18 protein-coding genes are annotated in these 21,747 nt (G+C 73.0%); 9 read left to right on the forward strand and 9 right to left on the reverse strand.

Annotated features, from left to right (window positions below):
* Positions 1-19: 19 nt before the first annotated feature.
* Together ACZ52J_RS00380 and ACZ52J_RS00385 are read left to right on the forward strand one after the other, a co-directional pair.
* Complete coding sequence (locus ACZ52J_RS00380) at positions 20-2,770, forward strand: bifunctional YncE family protein/alkaline phosphatase family protein (protein ID WP_465614802.1); 2,751 nt, start codon at positions 20-22, stop codon at positions 2,768-2,770.
* 251 nt (positions 2,771-3,021) lie between these two features.
* Positions 3,022-4,719 carry a phospholipase D-like domain-containing protein gene (locus ACZ52J_RS00385; protein ID WP_465614803.1) on the forward strand — a complete coding sequence of 566 codons (1,698 nt, stop codon included), beginning with the start codon at positions 3,022-3,024 and terminating at the stop codon, positions 4,717-4,719.
* Between the two features lie 147 nt (positions 4,720-4,866).
* Here ACZ52J_RS00385 and ACZ52J_RS00390 read toward each other — a convergent pair whose 3' ends face one another.
* Positions 4,867-5,517, reverse strand: a complete 651-nt coding sequence (locus ACZ52J_RS00390) for a lytic polysaccharide monooxygenase auxiliary activity family 9 protein (protein WP_465614804.1) — start codon at positions 5,515-5,517, stop codon at positions 4,867-4,869.
* Between the two features lie 409 nt (positions 5,518-5,926).
* On the opposite strand from ACZ52J_RS00390, the gene ACZ52J_RS00395 reads away from it, so the two are divergent.
* Complete coding sequence (locus ACZ52J_RS00395) at positions 5,927-7,474, forward strand: long-chain-fatty-acid--CoA ligase (RefSeq protein WP_465614805.1); 1,548 nt, start codon at positions 5,927-5,929, stop codon at positions 7,472-7,474.
* Positions 7,475-7,524: 50 nt separating this feature from the next.
* Here ACZ52J_RS00395 and ACZ52J_RS00400 read toward each other — a convergent pair whose 3' ends face one another.
* The 4 genes from ACZ52J_RS00400 to ACZ52J_RS00415 all read right to left on the reverse strand — a co-directional run bounded on the left by ACZ52J_RS00400 (position 7,525) and on the right by ACZ52J_RS00415 (position 11,680).
* Entirely contained in the window at positions 7,525-7,899 is a 375-nt protein-coding gene (locus ACZ52J_RS00400; RefSeq protein WP_465614806.1) for a hypothetical protein, read from the reverse strand.
* A gap of 78 nt (positions 7,900-7,977) precedes the next feature.
* Positions 7,978-9,573 carry a restriction endonuclease fold toxin-2 domain-containing protein gene (locus ACZ52J_RS00405; protein WP_465614807.1) on the reverse strand — a complete coding sequence of 532 codons (1,596 nt, stop codon included), beginning with the start codon at positions 9,571-9,573 and terminating at the stop codon, positions 7,978-7,980.
* 205 nt (positions 9,574-9,778) lie between these two features.
* Positions 9,779-10,612 (reverse strand): PIG-L family deacetylase, encoded by an 834-nt coding sequence (locus tag ACZ52J_RS00410; RefSeq protein ID WP_465614808.1) that lies wholly within the window; start codon positions 10,610-10,612, stop codon positions 9,779-9,781.
* Between the two features lie 192 nt (positions 10,613-10,804).
* Entirely contained in the window at positions 10,805-11,680 is an 876-nt protein-coding gene (locus ACZ52J_RS00415) for an SDR family NAD(P)-dependent oxidoreductase (protein WP_465614809.1), read from the reverse strand.
* 80 nt (positions 11,681-11,760) lie between these two features.
* Between ACZ52J_RS00415 and ACZ52J_RS00420 the strand changes: the two genes are divergently transcribed.
* The 5 genes from ACZ52J_RS00420 to ACZ52J_RS00440 all read left to right on the forward strand — a co-directional run bounded on the left by ACZ52J_RS00420 (position 11,761) and on the right by ACZ52J_RS00440 (position 16,896).
* Positions 11,761-12,441, forward strand: coding sequence for a TetR/AcrR family transcriptional regulator (locus ACZ52J_RS00420; protein ID WP_465614810.1), 681 nt, complete (start codon positions 11,761-11,763; stop codon positions 12,439-12,441).
* A gap of 485 nt (positions 12,442-12,926) precedes the next feature.
* The gene (locus tag ACZ52J_RS00425; protein ID WP_360501402.1) at positions 12,927-13,886 is read left to right on the forward strand and encodes an ABC transporter ATP-binding protein; all 960 of its coding nucleotides are present in this window, start codon (positions 12,927-12,929) and stop codon (positions 13,884-13,886) included.
* On the forward strand, positions 13,883-14,731 hold the full coding sequence (locus ACZ52J_RS00430) for an ABC transporter permease (RefSeq protein WP_465614811.1): 849 nt from the start codon (positions 13,883-13,885) through the stop codon (positions 14,729-14,731). The genes ACZ52J_RS00425 and ACZ52J_RS00430 overlap by 4 nt, the downstream gene beginning before the upstream one ends.
* A gap of 183 nt (positions 14,732-14,914) precedes the next feature.
* Entirely contained in the window at positions 14,915-16,222 is a 1,308-nt protein-coding gene (locus ACZ52J_RS00435) for a sensor histidine kinase (protein WP_465614812.1), read from the forward strand.
* Positions 16,219-16,896 carry a response regulator transcription factor gene (locus tag ACZ52J_RS00440; protein ID WP_360501410.1) on the forward strand — a complete coding sequence of 226 codons (678 nt, stop codon included), beginning with the start codon at positions 16,219-16,221 and terminating at the stop codon, positions 16,894-16,896. The genes ACZ52J_RS00435 and ACZ52J_RS00440 overlap by 4 nt, the downstream gene beginning before the upstream one ends.
* A 28-nt stretch (positions 16,897-16,924) precedes the next feature.
* Here ACZ52J_RS00440 and ACZ52J_RS00445 read toward each other — a convergent pair whose 3' ends face one another.
* The 4 genes from ACZ52J_RS00445 to ACZ52J_RS00460 form a co-directional block, all read right to left on the reverse strand.
* Complete coding sequence (locus tag ACZ52J_RS00445; RefSeq protein WP_465614813.1) at positions 16,925-17,674, reverse strand: phosphatase PAP2 family protein; 750 nt, start codon at positions 17,672-17,674, stop codon at positions 16,925-16,927.
* Between the two features lie 204 nt (positions 17,675-17,878).
* Complete coding sequence (locus ACZ52J_RS00450) at positions 17,879-19,342, reverse strand: phytoene desaturase family protein (RefSeq protein ID WP_465614814.1); 1,464 nt, start codon at positions 19,340-19,342, stop codon at positions 17,879-17,881.
* Between the two features lie 292 nt (positions 19,343-19,634).
* The gene (locus ACZ52J_RS00455) at positions 19,635-20,330 is read right to left on the reverse strand and encodes a hypothetical protein (protein WP_465614815.1); all 696 of its coding nucleotides are present in this window, start codon (positions 20,328-20,330) and stop codon (positions 19,635-19,637) included.
* 131 nt (positions 20,331-20,461) lie between these two features.
* A complete protein-coding gene (locus tag ACZ52J_RS00460) occupies positions 20,462-20,929 on the reverse strand; it encodes a MarR family winged helix-turn-helix transcriptional regulator (protein WP_465614816.1) in 468 nt (155 codons plus the stop codon).
* Here ACZ52J_RS00460 and ACZ52J_RS00465 point away from each other — a divergent pair.
* On the forward strand, positions 20,928-21,737 hold the full coding sequence (locus ACZ52J_RS00465) for an SAM-dependent methyltransferase (protein ID WP_465614817.1): 810 nt from the start codon (positions 20,928-20,930) through the stop codon (positions 21,735-21,737). The genes ACZ52J_RS00460 and ACZ52J_RS00465 overlap by 2 nt on opposite strands.
* Positions 21,738-21,747: the final 10 nt, after the last annotated feature.

Genomic DNA, 21,747 nt, shown 5'->3' on the forward strand with positions numbered 1-21,747 from the left:
CCAAGGAAGGGCTGACGCCATGCAGGTAACGCGTCGTCGACGTTCCCAGAAGGAGCACTTCGTCCTTCGCGGCCGCCGTGCGGGCCGCCGCGCCACACTCGTCACGGCCTGCGTCACGGCGGTGGCCGTGGCCACGGGCACGGCTTTCGCGACCACCCATCAGTTCGGCACGGACCAGGTCGGCCAGGTCACCGCCGACGGCCAGGTCATTTCCAGCGACCAGTACCTCGCCCCGTACGGCAGCCGGTCGGTGGTCGACGACGGCAAGCTGATGGGGTCCGCGATCAGCCCGGACGGCGGTCACCTGGCGGCCTCGGTCGCGGACGGCGACGCGGCGCTGGTCGTGGTGGACCTGAAGACCGGGAAGGTGCGGCAGCGCGTCGGCACCGCCGCGGTGGACGAACTGCGCATCCCCAGCGGTGCGGTCGGCCAGGAGTCCCCGGTGTACTCGCCGGACGGCAAGCAGCTGTGGCTGGGCCGGCTCGACGGCTACACCAGGTTCTCCGTGAACGCCGACGGAACCCTGGCCGCCCCGGTGGCTGTGCCGATCCCGGCCGAGGGCGACCAGCACGCGCTGGCGTCGGGGGCGGTCTTCTCGGCCGACGGCTCGACGGTGTACGCGGCGGTCAACGGGCAGAACCGGGTGGTCGCCATCGACGCGGCGAGCGGCGCGATCCGGCACAGCTGGACGGTGGGCAACGCCCCGCGCGGCATCGCGCGGGTCGGCCACCAGCTGTACGTGGCCAACGAGGGCGGGCGCGCGGCCACGGCCGACGACGACACGCTCAACTCCTACGGCACGCAGGTGCCGACCGATCCGGCGACCGGTGCCACGACCACCGGCACCGTCAGCGTGATCGACCTCGCGGACCCGGCCGCCGCCGTCCGGTCCATCGCCGTCGGCCTGCACCCGACGGCGGTGTACGCCAAGAACGGCGTCCTGTTCGTCACCGACACCGGAAGCGACGAGGTGTCGGTGATCGACACCGCGCACGGCAGGGTCGTCCAGACCGTCTCGACCAAGCCGTGGCCGGAGGCCTCGGTGGGCTACGAGCCGACCGCGGTGACGCTCACCGACGACGGGCGGCTGCTGGTCACCCTGGGCCGCGCCAACGCGGTGGCCGTCTACCGCCTCACCGGCGCGCAGGAGCCGGTCGGCTACGTCGGCCTGCTGCCGACGGACTACTTCCCGGCGGAGATCGCCACGGTCGGCTCGAAGGTGGTCGTCTCCAACACCCGTGGCATCGACGCGCGGCGGCCCGACAGCACCGGCGCGCACAAGACCCACGACACCACCTCCAGCCTGACCCAGTTCACCCTGCCCGGCGACCGGGAGATCCGCTCCCGGACCGCCGACGTCTTCCGGCAGAACGGCTGGACCAACGGCGCGGTCAGGACGGCGAACGGCCACAAGGCGAAGGCGGTGCCGGTCCCGAACCGGATCGGCGATCCCTCGCCGATCAAGCACGTCTTCCTGATCGTCAAGGAGAACCGGACCTACGACCAGCTCTTCGGCGACGTGGCGAAGGCCAACGGCGATCCGAAGCTGGCCCAGTTCGGCGCGAACGTGACGCCGAACCAGCACGCGCTGGCCGAGCAGTTCGGGCTCTACGACAACACCTACGACATCGGCACGAACTCCGCCGAGGGCCACAACTGGCTGATGCAGGCCGACAATCCGGAGTACACCGAGTCCTCGGCGGGCGAGTACGAGCGCAGTTACGACACCGAGGACGACGCGCTGGGCCACCAGCGGACGGGCTTCCTGTGGACGGGCGCGCAGGCGGCGGGCCGGACGGTGCGCGACTTCGGGGAGTTCCACCAGTTCCTGACCAAGCCGGCCGACGCGAGCTGGCAGAACCTGTACTGCGACGCCAAGTCCATGGACGGGAGCGGCCAGGGCAGCGCGTACACGCTGAACTCGTCGTCGCCGATCCCGTCGCTCAACAGCGTGTCGGTGCCCGGCTTCCCCAAGTTCGACACCAGCGTGCCGGACCTGTACCGGTACCAGATCTGGAAGCAGGACTTCGAGCAGAACGGCCCGGCCGACCTCAACATGCTGTGGCTGTCCAGCGACCACACCGGCGGTCCGGCCGGCCCGGCCGCGCAGGTCGCCGACAACGACCTGGCGACCGGGAAGATCGTCGACGAGATCTCGCACAGCGAGTACTGGAAGGACTCGGCGGTCTTCGTCGTCGAGGACGACTCCCAGGCGGGCCTCGACCACGTGGACGGGCACCGCGCGCCGATCCAGATCATCAGCCCGTGGGCGCAGCACGGGGCCGTCGACAGCCGCTACTACACGCAGATCACCATGGTCCGCACCATCGAGCAGATCCTCGGGATCCGCCCGATGAACCAGAAGGACAGCGCGGCCAGCCCGATGGCCACGGCCTTCACCCGCACACCGGACTACACGCCGTACACGGCGGTGCCCAACCGGACCTCGCTGACCGACGGCCTGAAGACACCGCCCCCGTGCGGCGTCGACGTGCCCGGGGCGCAGGACCTCCGCGCGGCGGCGGTGCCCGCCACGACCGCGCCGCCGGCGGCGGAGCAGGCCGTCGCGGCCCAGTGGGAGGCCTGGAAGTCGCAGCAGCGGCTGACCGGACCGAACGCGGTGCCGGACCACGCGAACCCGGCGCAGATGGAGCACCTGGTCTGGTACCAGACGCACAACTGGACCATGCCGTACCCGGGCGAGACCGGGATCCACGCGCCGAACGACGTGCCCGGCGCCTACCTGCCGTCCGCGGAGACCGACGGCTGACCGGACTCCGACCTCCACCGGGGGATTCCGGTCCCGACCGGGGAATTCCGATCTCCGCGGGAAAAATCCGATCGCGCCCCGGGCCGGCCAACTCCGGTCCGGGGCGCGGTCGTTCCCGCGCGGGCGGCCGGCCGCTCCGAGCTGTGGCGCCGGTACGTTGGCAGGATCCTGACATCACATCAGGTTACTCTTGGGTAATCCAACGATGTCGCTCGGGTGAACATCCCCGGCCCCTCATGAAGGACCTGTACGTGCTCGATCACCAGTCCCGCCGTTCCGGACGCCGTCTCGCCGGATCGGCGCTGGCCCTCGTCGCCACCGTCTGCGCGCTGCCCGTCGCCCCCGCGTTCGCCGACCCGGCCCCCGCCCCGGTCCCGGCCCCGGCGGCGACGGTGTCGGCCCCCGTGCCGGCCGCGCAAGCCGACGCGACCCCGCACCTGGACGCGGTGGAACAGGCGTTGCGTCAGGTGTCCCCCGGCCTGGAGGGGACGGTGTGGCAGCGCACGGCGGGCAACCGGCTCGACGCGCCGGCCGACGACCCGGGCGGCTGGCTGCTGCAGACCCCCGGCTGCTGGGGCGACCCCTCCTGCACCGAGCGCACCGGCACCCGCCGGCTGCTCGACACCATGCGCGAGAACATCGCGCGCGCCACCCGGACCGTCGACATATCGACGCTCGCACCGTTCCCGGACGGCGCGTTCCAGGACGCCATCGTGGCCGGCCTCAAGGCCTCGGTGGCCGCCGGCAACGCGCCGCACGTGCGGATCCTCGCCGGGGCCGCGCCGCTGTACAACATCACCGCGCTGCCGTCGAAGTACCGGGACGAGCTGGTGGCCAAGCTCGGTGACGCGGCCGGCCGGGTCACCCTCGAGGTCGCCGCGATGACCACCGCCAAGACCGCGTTCTCCTGGAACCACTCCAAGCTGCTGGTCGTGGACGGGCAGAGCGTCATCACCGGCGGGATCAACAACTGGAAGAACGACTACCTCGACACCGCCCACCCGGTCACCGACGTCGACCTCGCGCTGAACGGCCCGGCCGCCGCCTCCGCCGGCGCCTACCTGGACACCCTGTGGGACTGGACCTGCCGCAACACCGGGGTGTTCTCGGCCGCCTGGTTCGCCTCCTCCCACGGCGCCACCTGCACCCCCGACCTGGAGCGGCGCCGCAACCCGTCGGCCGCTCAGGTGCCCGCCACCGGCGGAGTGCCGGTGATCGCCGTCGGCGGCCTGGGCGTCGGGATCCGCGACAAGGACTCCGCCTCCGCCTACCGCCCGGACCCGGTGCCCGCCGCCGACGACGTCAAGTGCGGCCCGATCGGCCTGCACGACAACACCAACGCCGACCGCGACTACGCGAGCGTCAACCCGGAGGAGGCCGCCCTGCGCACGCTGATCGCGAGCGCCGGCAGCCGCATCGACATCTCCCAGCAGGACGTGACCGGCACCTGCCCGCCGCTGCCCCGCTACGACGTGCGGCTCTTCGACCTGCTCGCGGCCAAGATGGCCGACGGCGTCAAGGTCCGCATCGTGGTCAGCGACCCCGGCAACCGGGGCACGGTCGGCAGCGGCGGCTACTCGCAGATCAAGTCCCTGAACGAGATCAGCGACACCCTCGCCGCCCGCCTCACCGCCCGCCTCGGCGACCCGGCGCAGGCGAAGGCGACCATGTGCCACAACCTCCAGCTCGCCCCCTTCCGCGCCGCCGCCACCCCGACCTGGGCCGACGGCCACCCCTACGCGCTGCACCACAAGCTGGTCTCGGTCGACGGATCCGCCTTCTTCATCGGCTCCAAGAACCTCTACCCGGCCTGGCTGCAGGACTTCGGCTACGTCGTCGAGAACCGCGCCGCCGCCGCGCAGCTCGACCAGCAGCTGCTCGCCCCGCAATGGCAGTACTCGCAGGCCGCCGCGACCGTCGACTACGCCCGCGGCCTCTGCCAGGGCTGACACCTCGCCGCCCTGACGGCCCGTCGGGCCACGCTCGCCGGACCCCGGCCCGACGGGCAGTGCCGCGCCCCCTGCCCGTCGACGGGCAGGGGGCGCGGTGGAGAGGTGCCCGGCTTCGAGGTGGCGGGCAGATCGGCCTGTTCCCGCCTACCTCGGCGTCCCCGTGAACTTCAGGTCGATGACCTGGTAGAAGGCCCGGGCGGTGTCGGCGACCTCCCACACCGCGAGGAGCACCTGGTGCCCCGTGCGGGTGGGCAGCACCATGGTGTGCGTGGTCGGGATCGGCGGGTTGAGCTCCTCGCCGCAGGACCAGTACGGCTGGCAGGTGAGTTCCACGCTGTGGAACGGCTTCGGCTCGAACTGCGCCCTGCTCAGGGGCTTGGCCGGGTCCCAGTCCGCCTCCGTGATGAAGTAGTTCCACCGGCGGGTCTTGTGGGCCATGGCGTAGTTCCACACGACGGCCAGGGACTGGCCCGGGACGACCTCGTGGCTCCGCCACTCCCGGCCGTCGGGGTCCATCGGCTCGTCCAGCTGCGTGGCGTCCTTGCGGTTGGCGCTCGCGATCCGCCCGTCCATCGGCGGGATGTCGTTCCGGACGTCGTCGGGGGCGACGGGGTCGGCGAGACCGCCCTGAGTGGCCGGGAAGAACTTGCCCGACTCCATCTCGTTGGCGATCCACTCGGGCATGTAGAGCGCCGCCCGGGACGCCGGATCGGTCACCCGGCCGTGCCGGACTTTCATCGCCTCGCCGCTCATCGTCGACGCTTCGGTGCCGGGCTTGGCCTGTTCCTTGCTCATCGGAAGTCTCCAGAGTGCGATTCCCCCCATGGAAGGCCCGGATCACACCGGGCCGCGTGCGGGTACCGGACGATCAGTCGGGCGCCGGGGCACGTTCCCCACTGAACACCGGGCATCCCGCCGACTGCATCCGTGCCTGGCCCGTCGGAATGACGGTGGCCGCGTACGGCGCGGTTCCTCCGTTCGAAGGGCGACGCGTGAACGCGTGGGCGCGCGGCAGGAGAGTTGAAGGCGGGCCCTGTAGCGGTGATCCGCTCCGAGGACGATGATGTCGCGGTGCGCCGCGCCGACGACCGCACCCGCCGCTTCGGCGCCCGAACCGCGTGTGAACCGTAGGAGTCCCACCCGTCCCGGGCCGGGCCGAGCAGCCCTCCGCCGCTCGGCCCGGACCCGCACCTTCGGAGGTGTCATGCTGAACCTGTCGGTCCTGCTCGAGGATTCCGCCCGTACGCACCCGGACCGTGACGCGTTGGTCCTCGGCCCGACGCGGCTCACCTACGCCCAGGTCGACGCCGCCGCGAACCAGGTCGCCAACCTGCTCGTGGAACGGGGGATCCGGCCCGGTGACCGGGTGGCGCTGAGTTGTCCGAACCTGCCGCAGTTCCCGGTCGTCTACTACGGCATCCTCAAGGCCGGCGGGGTCGTCGTCCCGCTGAACATCCTGCTCAAGTCGCGGGAGGTGGCCTATCATCTGCGCGACGCCGAGGTGAAGGCGTACTTCTGCTTCGAGGGGACGCCGGGCCTGGCCATCGGCGAGGAGGGCCGGAAGGCGTTCGACGAGGTCGGGACCTGCGAGGACTTCTTCCTGATCACCGCCGATCCGGCCGCGCCCTCGCCGATCGAGGGGACGGAGACCATGGGCGCGGCGCTGGCCGGGAAGTCCCCGGTGTTCGACGCGGTGGCCACCGAGGCGACCGACACCGCCGTCATCCTCTACACCTCGGGCACCACCGGTCAGCCCAAGGGCGCCGAACTCTCCCACGTGAACACGGTGATGAACGTGCTGGCCTGCAACCGGATGTTCCGGAGCACGCCGGCCACGGACAGCCACGTCCTGTGCCTGCCGCTGTTCCACACCTTCGGTTCCACCGTCCAGATGCACACCGGCTTCTCGACGGCCGCGACCCTCCACCTGGTGCCGCGCTTCGACGCGGAGGAGGTCGTGCGGCTGATGAACACCGAGGAGATCACCTTCTTCGCCGGTGTCCCGACCATGTGGTGGGGTCTGCTGGGCGCCCTCACCGATGCCGTCGACGTGGACCGGATCGCCCGCAACCTGCGCATCGGCGTCTCCGGTGGCGCCCCGATGCCGGTGGAGCTCCTCAGCCGGGTCGAGGGGCGGTTCCGCATCCGGATCCTCGAGGGCTACGGCCTCTCCGAGACCTCGCCGGTGGTGACCTTCTCCGACCCCGAGCGCGAGCCGCGCCCCGGTTCCATCGGCGTGCCGATCTGGGGCGTCGAGCTCATGTTGATCGATGACGACTGGTCGGAGGTCACCGAGCCCGGCGCCGTCGGCGAGATCGCGGTCAAGGGCCACGCCGTCATGAAGGGCTACCACAACCGGCCCGAGGCCACCGCGGCCGCGATCAGGGACGGCTGGTTCCGCACCGGCGACCTGGCCCGCCGGGACGCGGACGGCTTCTACTACATCGTCGACCGCGCCAAGGACATGATCATCCGGGGCGGCTTCAACGTGTACCCGCGCGAGATCGAGGAGGTGTTGATGACGCACCCCGCGATCGGCCTGGCCGCGGTCGTCGGCGTGCCCCACGAGAGCCACGGCGAGGAGGTCAAGGCGTACGTCATCCTGAACCCCGATGCCCGGGCCACCCCCGACGAACTGATCGCCTGGGGCAGGGAGCAGATGGCCGGCCACAAGTACCCGCGCGTCGTGGAGATCGTCGAGACCCTGCCGATGACCGCCACCGGCAAGATCCTCAAGCGCGAACTCAGGTGACCGGCCGGCGGTCGAGAACGGACCCCGGGCGGGCGGACTGCAGGCGGACCCTAGGCGGGGAAGCTGTCGATGAACGCCTCCCGGCCGCCGGCCAGGTCGAGGGGCTCGAGCTCGGCGTCGTAGTCGACCCACCAGACCACTGGTACGGCGGGCGCCAGTTCGTGCAGCGCCGCGTAGATGACGGTGAGCGGCGCGGAGTGCGGTTCCCGGTCCTCGAAGGAGAAGGCGCCGTGCCGCAGGTTGTACGACACCTCCGCCCACCGGCCGGGCTCGACCTCGGCGTGGATCTCCAGGAAGTGCTCGAAGGCGCCGCTCACCGTGGCGTCCGGCCAGTGGCGGCGGACGCAGTCCTTCAGCTGTTCGCCGGTGAAGGCCCACGGTCCGGCCTGCTCGCGGTCGGCGCTGACGTAGAAGGTGGCTCCCACGGGGTGTTCTCGCTATCTCTCGGTGCTGCGGGTCGGGTGCGGTCGGGTGCGGGCCGGGTACTTCGGTCGTGGTCACGGTCACGGTACGACGCGGACGTTGCCGGTGACGCCCTTGGCGGTCATCAGGGCCTGGAAGTAGGAGCTGGCCTTGCCGTCGTTGGTGATCAGCTCCAGGTGGTTGACCTTGTTGCGGGGGTCCGTCAGCGCCGACGCGTACTTGTCCAGCTTCTTCGCCTCGCCGTCCATCGTGTTCTCGTACACGAAGTCGAAGACGCCGTCGGCGTTGTCCAGCCGGAACGGGGACTTGCAACTCTTCTGCTGGCCGATGTACTTGGCGTCGATCGCCGCACCGTCCTCGGGGCGCACACCGTCGGCGTCCATGCCGAGCTCGCGTCCGGTCTCCGGGTCGGTCACCGTGGTGTACAGCCGGTACTCGGTCGATCCGGCCACCCGGACCTGGTAGCCCCGGCGCGCGTCGATCTTGGGATCGCCCTTGACGGAGGGGCCCAGGGCCGGGAAGGTACGGCCGTCCTGCTGCATCTGCGTCATCCACGCCCGGACGGAGGCCTGGTCCTGCGGCGACAGCGCCGGGAAGGGGCTGTTCGGGTCGCGGGGCAGCGGCGGCATGCCGGGGGTGACGGTGAACGGCGGGGGCTTGGGCGTGGGGGCGGCCGCGGCGTCGGTCGCCCCGGCCAGGACGACGGCGGTGGTCGTCACGGCGACCACGCCCGCGCCGACGGGGATCAGGCTCGCCGCCGCGGAGTCGACCACGGCCGCCGCCTCGGCCAGCACGGCGAGTTCCGCGCTGCCCTCGACGGCCGCGGTCATGGCGGCCGCCGCGGTGCCGGCCTCGGCGACGATCGCGGCCTCGCCGCCGGCCGCCGCCACGTCGGATCCGCCGAGCGTGAAGACGGTCAGCAGGAGGCCGGCCCCGGCGACGACGCCGGCGGCGATCGCGAGGTCCTCCAGCTTGTCGCGCAGGTCCTCGACGTGTTTGGCGTACGACTCGCAGGCCTGGCCGAGCTTGTTCGCGGCGGTGGCGAGGCTGTTCAACAGCGGGCCCTCGGTGGCGTTGCCGTCGTGCACCTTGGCCCAGTTCTGGGCGAAGGAGGTGACGGCGCCGGAGGTGCTGGAGGCGGTGACGCGCAGAACCCGCTTGTCGCCTTCGGTGCCGAGTTTGCCGACGAGTTCCGCGAAGTGCCTCCAGTCGCTCGCGGCCTGGCGGAGCTTGCCCGGATCGCCCTGCGGCCAGAACTTCTTGAGGAGGTCGTGGACGGCGCCGCTGTCGTTGTGTCCGGCCGCGGAGTGGAGCTTGGCCTTGGCGACCTCCTCGTCGCACTGCGGGTCGGCCGATTCCGGGAGCTTCTGCGGGGCCATCATCGAGGCCGCGATGTCGGCGTCGGTCTGGAGGTAGTTGATCGCCATCGTGTACAGGCCGTTGGAGGTCTGGCCGAGCTGGCCGACGACCTGGGCCATCGCGTCGACGAGCTTCTGCGCGGCCGGATCGTACGTGGCGGCGAAGGCGGTGCCGGCCTCGTCGTCGCCCGCCATGCCCGCGGTGCCGTCCAGGGCGAACACCACGCTCCGGTAGATCTGGGCGGCGGCGTTCTGCAGGTCGGTGAACCCGGCGGACGACAGCAGCATGTCCGCCGGTTTGACGTGAAAGTCCGTCATGGTGTCCCCCCGATATGTCCGGACATTCACGGTAGCAAGCAACACCGACCGCGGCTGCCCTCGGGCCGGAGATCAAAACCGCCGCCCGGCCCGCCCGACCCGAAGGTCGAGCGAACCGGGCGGCGGGTGTCACGGAACGGGCCGAGCCGCGCCGGGTCCGTCGGAGCGGGCCGAGCGGGCCGAGCGGTTCGAGTCGCGCCGGGGGTCAGCGCAGCCCGGCGAAGAGGTCGGTCTCCGGCACGGCCGCGCCGGTGGCGTCCTTGACCCGGACGAAGGTCTCCACGCCCCACAGCTCGTTGAAACGCTCCTTGCCCATGCGCAGGAAGAAGATGTTCTCGCCCTGGCTGGCGTGCGCGGCGAGGGCGTCGAACTTCTGGTCGCCGAACTCGGTGGTGTCCACCCAGGTGGTGATCTCCTCGTCGGGGAGGCCGATCTCGGGCAGTTCGGCGGCCTCGGTGGGCTCGGGCTCCTCCCGGTCCGTGCCGAACTCCCGCATGATCTCGCCGAACCGCCGCATCATCGAGTGCGGCGCCGTCGTCCAGTAGACCTTGGGCGTCATCCCGGTCAGTTCCAGTGCCGCCATCGTGATGCGGTGTGCCTGGATGTGGTCGGGGTGGCCGTAGAACCCGTTCTCGTCGTAGGTGACGACCACATCGGGCTGGTAGTGGCGCATCAGTTCGGCGAGGCGGGCGGCGCCGTCCTCGACCGGCGTCCGCCAGAACGAGCCGGGTGCGTCATTGGTCGGCCAGCCCATCATCCCGGAGTCGGCGAACTCCAGCAGCTCCAGGTGGCTGACCTTCAGGACCTCGCAGCTCGCCTCGAGTTCCTGCCGGCGCATCGCGGCGACGGCCGCCGGGTCGTGCCCGGGGTCGCCCGGCTTGACACCGCCAGGTCCGTCACCGCAACCGCCGTCGGTACACGTGACGAGGACCGTACGGATGCCTTCCGCCGCGTACCGCGCGAGGACACCGCCGGTTCCGCTGGCCTCGTCGTCGGGGTGGGCGTGTACTGCCATCAGCGTCAACGGCCGGTCAATCATGAAAACCATCCTCCGGTCTGGAAAGTGCTCGCTCCGAGTCTGCGCTACGACGGCACACGGCCACCGCGCATTATCGGGTAACCGACCGGACGGGCGCCGACTTCCCGAACGCGGACACGGAACGGACACGGACACGGAGACGGACGCGACGACGGAGACGGACCCGGAGGTGGAGGCGGGCGTGGAGGCCGGTCAGTGCGTGGAGTCCGGCGGGAAGGGGGCCGGGTAGGCCTCGGCGAAGTCGGCGGAGCGGGAGACCTCGCGCCACTTGGTGTCGTCCGCGAGGAGCCGGCGGTCCATGGCGATGGAGCCCTCGGCCGCGTTGACCCCGAGGGGCAGGTGGTGGGGGATGTCGCGCCGCTTGGCCATCCGCACGAGGATCTCGGCGGCCCGGACGGGGTCGCCGGCGACGCCGGCTCCGTCGCTGTTCTGCCGCAGCCGCTGGTTGACGGCGCCGACCGTCTCGGCGTAGGCCTCCGGGACGTCGTGGACGACCATCGAGGCCCCGGCCCAGTCGGTGCGGAAGCCGCTGGGTTCGACGACCAGCACCCGCACGCCGAACGGCGCGGTCTCGGCCCGCAGGACGCGGCTGAAGCCGTCGATGGCGAACTTCGCCGCCTGGTAGGACGCGATGCCCGGCGAGCCGCCGACCCTTCCGCCCATGGAGGAGAACTGGATGACCAGCCCGCCCTTCTGCTCGCGCAGCAGCGGGATCGCGGCCTTGGTGACGTGGTAGACGCCCCAGAAGTTCGTCTCGAACTGGGCGCGGAAGTCGGCGTCCTCGGTGGTCTCGATCGGCGAGACGTTGGCGTAGCCGGCGTTGTTCACCAGCACGTCGATCCGGCCGAAGTGTGCGTGCGCCTCGGCGAGGGCCGCCCGGGCGGCCTCCGGGTCGGTGACGTCGAGTGCGATCGGTCGGACCCGGTCGCCGAACTCCTCTACGAGGTCGGCGAGTTGCTCGGGGCGGCGAGCGGTCGCGGCCACCCGGTCGCCGGCTTCGAGGGCGGCGCGGACGAGGGTGCGGCCGAAGCCGCGGGAGCTGCCGGTGATGAACCAAGTCTGTTCCATGCCGTTAGTAAAACACCGTTGCGGTATTACCGCAACACTGTTGCGGTAATACCGCAACGGTGTTGTTCTACGATGGGCGGGTGGAAGCAGCAGCATCGGAGTTCCAGCGGGCGCGCTCGCCCGAGGCCAAGCGCCTGCGCGAGGCCTCGATCCTGGAGGCGGCCCGGGCACTCGGCCGGGAGCGCGGCATCCGGGACGTCTCCCTGACGGACATCGCCGCCGCGGTGGGCATGCACAAGTCGGCGCTGCTGCGGTACTTCGAGACGCGCGAGCAGATCTTCCTGCGGCTGACGGCGGAGGGCTGGCAGGACTGGTCGGACGCGCTGTCCGAGCGGCTCCGGGACGCCGCGGACCCGGGTCCGGCCGCCGTGGCGCGGGCGTTCGCCGCCACGCTCGCGGCCCGTGGCATGTTCTGCGACCTGCTCGCGCACGCACCGCTCAACCTCGAACGCAACGTCTCGCTCGACGCGGTGCGCGACTTCAAGCTCGCCACCCGCGCCGCCCGTGAGCCGATCACCGCGGCCGTCCGCGCGCAGGTGCCCACCCTGAACGACCAGGACGTCGTCGACCTGATCGCCACCGCCGTCGCCCTGGCCGGGGCGATGTGGCAGATCGCGAACCCGGGCGCAGAGGTCGCCGCCCTCTACCGCAGTGACCCGCGCCTCGCCCACGCCGTCATCGAGGTCGAACCCCGGCTGGCCCGCATCCTGACCGCGACGATCCTCGGACTGTCCGCGGGCGCGGGTTCCGCGCAGGACTGACCGGCGGTCACGCCGCCGCAGGAGTGCGGAGGCCTCCCTGGTCAGGGCGCACCGACGATCAGCGCGTGCGCGCCGCGTTCGCCGCGTGGAACGGATCCTCCGGGAGCAGGGCGAGGCCTGACATCTTCGCGGACACCACGCAGGGACGGCGGTGGGCTTCCGTACCGGCCGCAGCGCCCGCGGTCGTGACCGGGGAACAGACGGCGAGGAGCGCGCAGGCAGCGGTGACGCGCAGCAGGGAATTCCGGCGGGAGGGTGTCATGGCCGGAGTATCGGCCGGGCCTGCTCCGACCCCCGGACGGCGGCGGCCGACCTGCGGGAACATCACCCGTCGAGCTGCCCGGCCGACGCGTGGCCCGTGGTACCGCGGTACTACGGGCGCGTCGATGATCGGCCCCCGGTACCACGGATCCGGCCGCCCCTGCCCCTAGCGTGGAAGGCGAGGGCGGCCGGGACGGCCCGGCCCCGGAGCACAGGGATGACCGATGATCGAGGCACACCAGCTGACGAAGCGGTACGGCGAGAAGACCGCCGTCGACCGGCTGGACTTCACGGTCCGGCCGGGCACGGTGACGGGCTTCCTCGGGCCCAACGGGGCGGGCAAGTCCACCACCATGCGGATGATCGTCGGTCTCGACGCCCCCACCAGCGGAACGGTCCGCGTCAACGGCCGCCGCTACGCCGAGCACGCGGCGCCGCTGCAGGAGGTCGGCGCGCTGCTGGAGGCCAAGTCGATCCACCCGGGTCGCTCCGCCTTCAACCACCTGATGGCCCAGGCCCACACCCACGGCATCCCGCGCGGCCGGGTCGACGAGGTCATCGAGATGACCGGCCTGCAGTCGGTGGCCCGCAAGCGCGCCGGGGCGTTCTCGCTCGGCATGGGCCAGCGGCTCGGCATCGCCTCGGCCCTGCTCGGCGACCCGGCCACCGTGATGCTCGACGAGCCGGTCAACGGCCTCGACCCCGAGGGCGTCCTGTGGATCCGCAACCTCCTCACCGGGCTCGCCGCCGAGGGGCGCACCGTCTTCGTCTCCTCGCACCTGATGAGCGAGATGGCCCTGGTCGCCGACCACCTGATCATCGTCGGACGGGGTCGGCTGCTGGCCGACACCACCGTGCAGGAACTGGTCCGTCAGGCCGGCGGCGACGCGGTCAAGGTCGCCAGCGCCGACCCGGCCGGGCTGCGCTCCGCGCTCGCCGGACCGGGAGTGGAGATCACCGGCCGGGCCGGCTCGGAGGAACTCCTGGTCACCGGCCGCACGGCCCGCGAGATCGGCCTCGCCGCCGCCGAGCAGGGCATCGCGCTCTTCGAGCTCACTCCCCGCACGGTCTCCCTGGAGGAGGCGTTCATGGAGCTGACCCGCGACGCCGTCGAGTACCACGGCACCACCACCGCCAAGGCCGCCGACACCGTCGGCACCGAAACCCCGAGGAGCGCGGCATGAGCGTTGTCGCACCGAGCCCGACGTCCGCGCCCGCCGACCTCCGGCCCGCCCGCCCCGCGTACAAGGTGACCGCACTGCGCGTGCTGCGCTCCGAGTGGGCCAAGCTGTGGTCCCTGCGCTCCACCTGGATCACCCTCGGCCTCGCCCTGCTCTTCCTGGTCGCGTTCGGCCTGATCGCCGCGTCCCAGTTCAAGTCGCGGATCAGCGAGGGCCGCCCGATGGACCGGGACTTCGCCACCGCGAGCGCGCTGAGCCTGTCCCTGTTCGGCACCAACTTCGCCCAGCTGGCACTCGGCGTCCTCGGCGTCCTGGTCGCCGCCGGCGAGTACTCGACCGGCATGATCCGCTCCACGCTCGCCGCCGTGCCGCGCCGCCTGCCGGTGCTGTGGTCCAAGGCCGCCGTGTTCGGGGTGATCGCGCTGGTCCTCGGTACCGTCGGGGTGTTCGCCACCTTCCTCGTCGACAGCCGGATCCTCGCCGACACCCGCGCCGCGATGACCCTCTCCGACACCGGGGTCGTGCGCGGCCTGCTCGGAGCCGGGCTCTACCTCGCGCTGGTCGGCGTGATCGGCGTCGCGCTGGGCGCGCTGCTGCGCTCGGTGGCCGGCGGCATCGCCGTCCTGGTGGCCTCGCTGATGCTGATCCCCGGGCTGACCTCGCTGCTGCCCAGCTCCTGGCAGGACGACATCAGCCCCTACCTGCCCAGCCACGCGGGCGAGGCGATGTTCGCCCTCCAGCACGACAGCACCACGCTGTCGCCGACGGCCGGACTGGTCGTCTTCCTCGGCTGGACGGTGCTCGCCCTGACGGGAGCCGCCGTGCGCCTGGTGCGCACCGACGCCTGAGGCACCAGGCGTCAGGCCTGATGCCTCAGGCACGGCGCCCGAGACACGAGGCACGAGGCCTGATGCCTGAGGCACGGCGCCTGCGGCACGAGGCCTGAGACAATCGGAGTGCGGCGCCGGGACAGACCGGCGCCGCTTTCCGCGATCGCGCAGTACAGACGTCCGACCAGGGAGGTGCCACCGGTGAGCGAGCACGCCACCTCCACGGGCCCGTTCACCGGAGCCGAGGTCCTGTCCGGCCCGCTGTTCGCGCGCCTGGCCCGGATCGGCCAACGGGTGCGCCAGGCGGACCGCGACCACCCCTGGGTGCTCGACGCCGCCGTGGTCGTCGCCGCCGTCCTGCTGTTCTGCCTGCCGGACCTCCTCCCCGGGCACGGCGAGGGCCCGCGCGAGCACCGGATCGTCCTCGCCCGGCTGTCGCTGCCCGCGACGCTGGCCCTGCAGGCGGGCCTGGTCGTCCCGCTGCTGTGGCGCCGCCGCCGGCCCACGGCGGCCTTCGTCGCGATCATGGCGGTCTTCGTCCTGCAGTGGTCGCTGGGCGTCGGCCTGCGCGCCGACGCCGCCCTGCTGATCGCCCTCTACAGCCTGGCCCTGCACGGCCGGCTACGGCACCTGGCCTGGTCCTGCGGGGCCATGGTCGGCGCCGTCGCCCTGGTCGCCGTGGCCGTCTCCGGTGGGGGGCTGCCCGTCGGCGACGCCCTGTTCTTCCTGTTCAGCGCCGCCACGGCGGCCGTCGCCCTCGGCATCGCGGTACGCATCCGGCGCGCCCAGCTCGCCGGACTGCGCGAACGCGCCGCCCGCCTGGAGATCGAACGCGACCAGCGCAGCCGGCTCGCCACCGCCACCGAGCGCACCCGGGTGGCCCGCGAGATGCACGACATCATCGGCCACAACCTGTCCGTCATCGTCACCCTCGCCGACGGCGGCGCCTACGCGGCCCAGGCCGCCCCCGAGCGCGGCCGGGAGGCCCTGCTGCTGATCGGCGACACCAGCCGCCAGGCACTCGGCGAACTGCGCCGCATGCTCGGCGTCCTGCGCGACCAGGGCGACGAGACCGCCGAATTCACCCCGCAGCCGGGCATCGCCGACCTCGACGGGCTGTGCGCCCGCATCCGCGCCGCCGGACCGCAGGTCGTGTACACGGCGGCCGGCGACCTCGACCGCCTGGACCGCGGCATGCAGCTCATGGCCTACCGCATCGTCCAGGAATCGCTCACCAACACCCTCAAGCACGCCGGCCCCGACACCCGGGCCCACGTCACCCTGACCGCCGACACCGACCGGCTGCGGGTCCGCGTCCAGGACAGCGGGCCGCCCCCCGACGCCCGCACACCCGCGCACCCCGGCGGCGACGGCCACGGCCTCGCCGGCATCCGTGAACGCGCGGCGCTCTACGGCGGCACCGTCACGGCGGGCCCCGGCCCCGGTGCAGGATGGAGCGTGGAGGCCGTACTCGACCTCACCCCCGACCCGACAGGCGGACCGACGTGACCACCGTCCTCATCGTGGACGACCAGCCACTCCAGCGGTACGGCTTCCGCATGCTGCTGGAGAGCCAATCCGACACCGAGGTCGTCGGCGAGGCCGCCCACGGCGGCGAAGCCGTCCGGCTGACCGCCGACCTGCGACCCGACGTCGTCCTGATGGACATCCGCATGCCCGGCATGGACGGCATCGAGGCCACCCGGCAGATCGTCGCCAGCGGCGGACGCTCCCGCATCCTCGTGCTGACCACCTTCGACCTCGACGAGTACGCCCACGCCGCGCTGCGCGCCGGAGCCAGCGGCTTCCTCCTCAAGGACGCCCGCCCCGAGGAGCTGCTCTCCGGGATCCGCTCCGTCGCCGGGGGCGACGCCGTCGTCGCCCCCGCCATCACCCGGCGCCTCCTCGACGCCTACGCCCACCGCCTGCCGATCCGCCCGCCCGGCACGGCACCCGCCGCCGACCCCCGGCTGGAAGCCCTGACCGACCGCGAACGGGAGATCCTGATCGCCGTCGCCAACGGCTGGACCAACGGCGAGATCGCCCAACGCCTGGTGCTCGCGGAGTCGACCGTCAAGACGCACGTCAGCCGCGTCCTGGCGAAGATCGGCGCCCGGGACCGGGTACAGGCGGTGATCTTCGCGTACGACCGCGGCCTGGCCCGGGCACAGCCGCCGGTCTGAGCGGGCACCCGCCGGGTTCCCGGGGTGGTCACTCTCGGTCGCTCGCGTGGTGATCCGTCGGGCTCCCGGGTGTCCGGCGGCGGTGCGGTGGGCCCGGGCGCGGGACGACGGCGCCGGCGGCGAGCCAGCCGGCGGCGAGGAGCCAGCCGCCGAGGACGTCCAGGGGCCAGTGCACCCCGAGGTAGACGCGGGTGAGGCCGATCGCGACGGCGAACACGGCGGCGCCCGCGATCGCGGCCCCGGCCCGGGCCGGGCGGGCCCGGGCGACGGCCAGGGCGAGCAGACCGGCGCTGACCGTGGCGGTGAAGGAGTGGCCGGAGGGGAAGGAGAACCCGGACGCGTCCGTCGCCCAGTTCATCCGCGGCGGCCGGGGCCGTCCGCAGGCGTGCATCACGCCCAGCCGCAGGAGCTGGCCCGCGATCAGCCACAGCACGGGGCCCGTCAGCTGCAGGACGGCGCGGCGCGGGGAGCGCGGCGCGGGCGCGGCGCGGAGGGTGACGGCCCCGGCGGCGAGGGCGAGGAGGTAGGGCACCACGCCGCTGCCGAGCCAGGTGAGGGCGACGGCCGTGTTCCGGGCGGCGGCCGGCCGGTGGGTGACACTCCAGTCATTGGCAGCCCGCTCGAACGGGTACGGTGCCCAGCCGTGGGCGGCCGTCAGCACGGCCACGACCGTGAACAGCACGCCCGCGATCCCCGCGACGAGGAGCCACCGGCGCCCGCCGTCGGCCGCCCGCGCATCGGGTTCGGGCGGGCGGGCAGGTCCCGGCGGGGGGTTCATCGAGCACGACGCCTTTCCTCGGGAACGGGGCTCGGTCACCGTCGGGGTTCGGTCGCAGCCGCCTCCGGTCGCGTCCGGTCGCGGCCGCCGACCGGGGGACGGCGACGCCAGGCCCTATGCTCGCGGCGCGCACCGTCCGGCGGGGCGCAGCCACGCCACGGCGGCCCCGACGCCCCGTCGCCCGCTCTCCGGGCGGCCGGCTGATCAGCCGGCCGCCGTGATCCCCGCGTGCCGTAGGGCGGACCGGGCCGCGTGGATGCCGCACAGGCCGTGGACGCCGGCGCCGGGTGGGGTGGCGGCGGAGCAGAGGTAGACGCCGGGGATGCCGGTGGCGTACGGGTCGAGGGCGGGGCGTGGGCGCAGGACGGTCTGGAGCGGGGTGTTGGCGCCGGTGCTGATGTCGCCGCCGACGAGGTTGGCGTTGTGGCGCGGCAGTCGGCACGCCGGGGTGACGGTGGTGGCGAGCACGCGGTCCCGGAAGCCGGGGGCGAAGCGTTCGAGTTGGGCCAGGATCTGCCCGGAGGCGTCTCCGTCGTAGCCGTGCGGCACGTGGGCGTAGGCGTACACGGGGTGGGTGTCGCCGCGTGAGCGGCCGGGGTCGGCGAGGTACTGCTGGGCGACGAGGACGAAGGGGCGTTCGGGCATCCGGCCGTGGGCGGTCTCCCGTTCGGCGTGGGCGATTTCCTCCAGGGTGCCGCCGAGGTGGACGGTGCCGGCCCGGCGGCAGTCCTCGTGGCGCCACGGGACGCCGTCGGCCACGGCGAAGTCCATCCGGAAGGCGGCCGGCCCGTGCCGCCAGCGCCGGTAGGCGCGCCGTACGCGTGGGGGCAGTCGGTCGCCGCAGATGTCCGCTGCCGCGCCGGGGGCGACGTCCAGCAGGGCGAGCCCGGTCGGCGGCAGTTCGGCGAGGGAGCGCACCGGGTGCCCGGTTTCGAGGTGTCCGCCGAGTTCGGTGAGCCGGGCCGCGAGGGCGGCGGTGATCCGGCCGGAGCCGCCTCGGGCGACGGGCCAGCCGCGGTGGTGGGCGGCGGCGAGGAGGAGCAGGCCGACGGCGGAGGTCAGCGGGCGTTCGAGGGGCTGGAAGGCGTGCGCGGCCGCCCCGGCGAACAGGGCCCGGGCCCGGTCGGTGCGCCAGCGCCGGGCGAGCACGGTGGCGGGTTGCACGGCTCGGCGGCCGAAGTCGGCGAGCAGCAGCGGGTGTCGGGGTACCCGCAGGAGCGGGCGCAGGGCGTCGTCGGCGAGGGCGTCGAAGTGCTCGCTCGGCCGGGTGAACACCCGCAGCCAGGCCTCGGCGTCGGCGCCGAGCGCGCGGGCGCTGTCCCGGACCGAGCGCAGGGCCACGGCCGCGTTCCCGTCGTCCAGGGGGTGTGCGAGGTCCACGTCGGGCCAGGCCCAGTGCAGGCCGTGCCGGGCGAGGTCGGGGGAGCGCAGCAGTGCGGAGGCCACGCCGAAGGGGTGCACCGCCGAGCAGTGGTCGTGCAGCAGGCCGGGCAGGGTGGTCTCGCCGCTGCGGGCGCCGCCGCCGATCTCCTCGGCGGCTTCCAGCACGGTGACCGCGAGCCCGTGCACGGCGAGCGTGACGGCGGCGGCCAGGCCGTTGGGACCGGAGCCGACGACGACGGCCTCGGTGACGGGGTGCCTGGGCTGCCGCGCCTCCACGGGACCCACCGGTCACCGTCCCTTCCCGGCCCGAGCTTGCCCGGGGCCGTCCGCGGGCCGCGGCGTTCCGGACGTCGGCCATGGTCTCCCACGGTAGGGGCCGTCTCCTCCCACGGTAGGGGACCGGGGCGGCCGGCCCCGCTCCCGCCGCCGTTCCAGGCCGAAATCGAGGCCGCCCTCGCCGCCCGCCGTTCCCGAGGGCACGCCCCCGGGCAGCCGGCTCGCCGGCGATGACGTGGTGAGTCGCTCGCGGACCCGGACGTGACCGGAGCGGGGTCAAGGTCCGGTCGGGATCGGAGGGTCAGTCCTCGAGGGCGACCACCGTGGTGACGGCGGTGAAGAGCAGCCAGGCGAGGATGGGGAGGGCCAGGGTGACGACGAGGGGCCACTGGGCGAGGCAGAGGGTGAAGCTGCCGAGGAGGGAGACGAAGGCGATCCCGAGGGCGGTGGCCGGCGGTACCGCCTGGGCGCTCGCGCTTGGCCAGGCCAGGCCGTACAGGGTCAGGGCCGTCCCCGCTCCGACCAGGAGGGCCACCTTGAGGCAGGTCAGCCAGGGGATGTCGGGTACCGAGGCGCGGTGCCCGTGCCAGGAGACCTCGACCGCCCGGCCGTTCCAGATCTTCAGGTCCACGTCCGTGCCGATGGCGACCTCGTCGTAGAAGGCCTCGCCGACGTCGAAGGTGTGGCTGCGCGCCGTTTCCCGGGCCACGGTCAGCTCGTAGCTGGTGGAGTCGCCGCTGTTGTCGACATTCCCCGCCGTGACCTTGCCCGTCTCGTGGCGTACGCAGGCCGCGCCGGGCGCGGCCGCCGCCGTTCCGCAGTCCGGGGCGGCGAGGTAGGCGTCCACCGAGCGGTAGCCGCCCACGAACCAGCTGAAGGCGACGAAGACGGTGGCCAGGCCCGCCAGCAGGAGCAGGCCCCGGGCCAGCGTGCGGCCGACCGCCGCCAGGACTCGGGGCCGGCCGGGCGGCCGCGCGTCCTTGATCCGAGCGTTCATCGCAACCCCCATCGATCGCGTCCCGGGCACCTCCCCGATGCCCAGTGGGGATGATTCCAGGGAGACGGCTGACGGGAAAGCAGACCGGGCTCCTTGTAGCGCAGTTGTGGAAATCCGGCCGGGTCCGCTGGTCAGCGCAGCAGGAGGCCCGCGAGTTCGTCGAGCAGTTCGGTGACCCGGCGGGCCTGGTCCGGGTCCGGGACGGCCTTCGAGATGACCGGCTCGGCGGGCTGCGCGACGCGGGCGCGGATGGCGGTCCGGGCGCGCTCGGAGACGGTCAGCAGGGTGCGCCGCCCGTCGGCCGGGTCGGCGGCGGCGTCGAGCAGGCCGGCCTCGCGCAGTCGGGCGACGGAGACGGAGACGTGGCTCTGGGCGAAGCCGGTGCGGACCCGGATCTCCTGGACGGAGGTGGCGGGGTGGCGGTACACGTCGGAGATCACGGCGATCTCGCCGGCGGTGAGGTGCGCGGAGGCCGGGTCGGTGATCATCGCGCGGCCGAGCTCGGTCAACCGCTTGCCGAGTCTGAGGAGTTGCACGCCGTCCATGCCGCCATAATACATCTTCACCGATGTATCGGTGGCGATGTACATTGCGGGCATGACGACCTCCGAACCGCTGAGCCCGGTGTCCCGCACCTCCCTGTCCGTCGCCCGGGTGCGGGCCTACGAGAGCGCCCGCCCCGACCCGCTCTTCGTCGACCCGTACGCCGCCGCCTTCGTCACGGCCGCCGCGCTGCCGCTGCCCGCAGCCGGCCAGGGCAGCGGCCTCGCCAGGGCCCTGGTCGCGCACGGCATCCTGCGCACCCGCCACTACGACGACCGCCTCCTCGCCGCCGAAGCCGACCAGGTCGTGCTGCTCGCGGCGGGCCTCGACACCCGCGCCTACCGGCTGGACTGGCCCGCCGGCACCCGGGTGTTCGAACTCGACCTGGCCCCGGTGCTGGCCTTCAAGGAACAGGTCCTCGACGGGCTCGGTGCCGCGCCGAGGAGCGAGCGCACCACCCTGTCCGCCGACCTGCTGGACCCGCACTGGCCCGCCCGGCTGGTCGAGGCCGGGTTCGACCCGTCGCGCCGCTCGGCCTGGCTGGCGGAGGGCCTGCTGGTCTACCTCACGCCCGAGGAGGCCGCCGGACTGCTCACGGCGGTCGCCGGCCTGGCCGCCCCCGGCAGCCGCCTGCTGCTGGAGAAGGGCGGGGACGTCAGCGCCGCACCGCACGACCCGTCCCTCGCCCACATCACCGACCTGTGGCGCGGCGGCCTCGGCCCCGACACCCACGGCTGGCTCGACCGGCACGGCTGGACCACCGCACTGACCCCCCTGGACCAGGTCGGGGAACACTACGGCCGCCCGCTCTCCGGGCCCTCCACCAGGGGCTTCATCGAGGCCGTCCGACGCACGGACGGCTGAGCCCGCGCCC

The sequence above is a fragment of the Kitasatospora sp. NPDC034035 genome, from assembly GCF_055575755.1.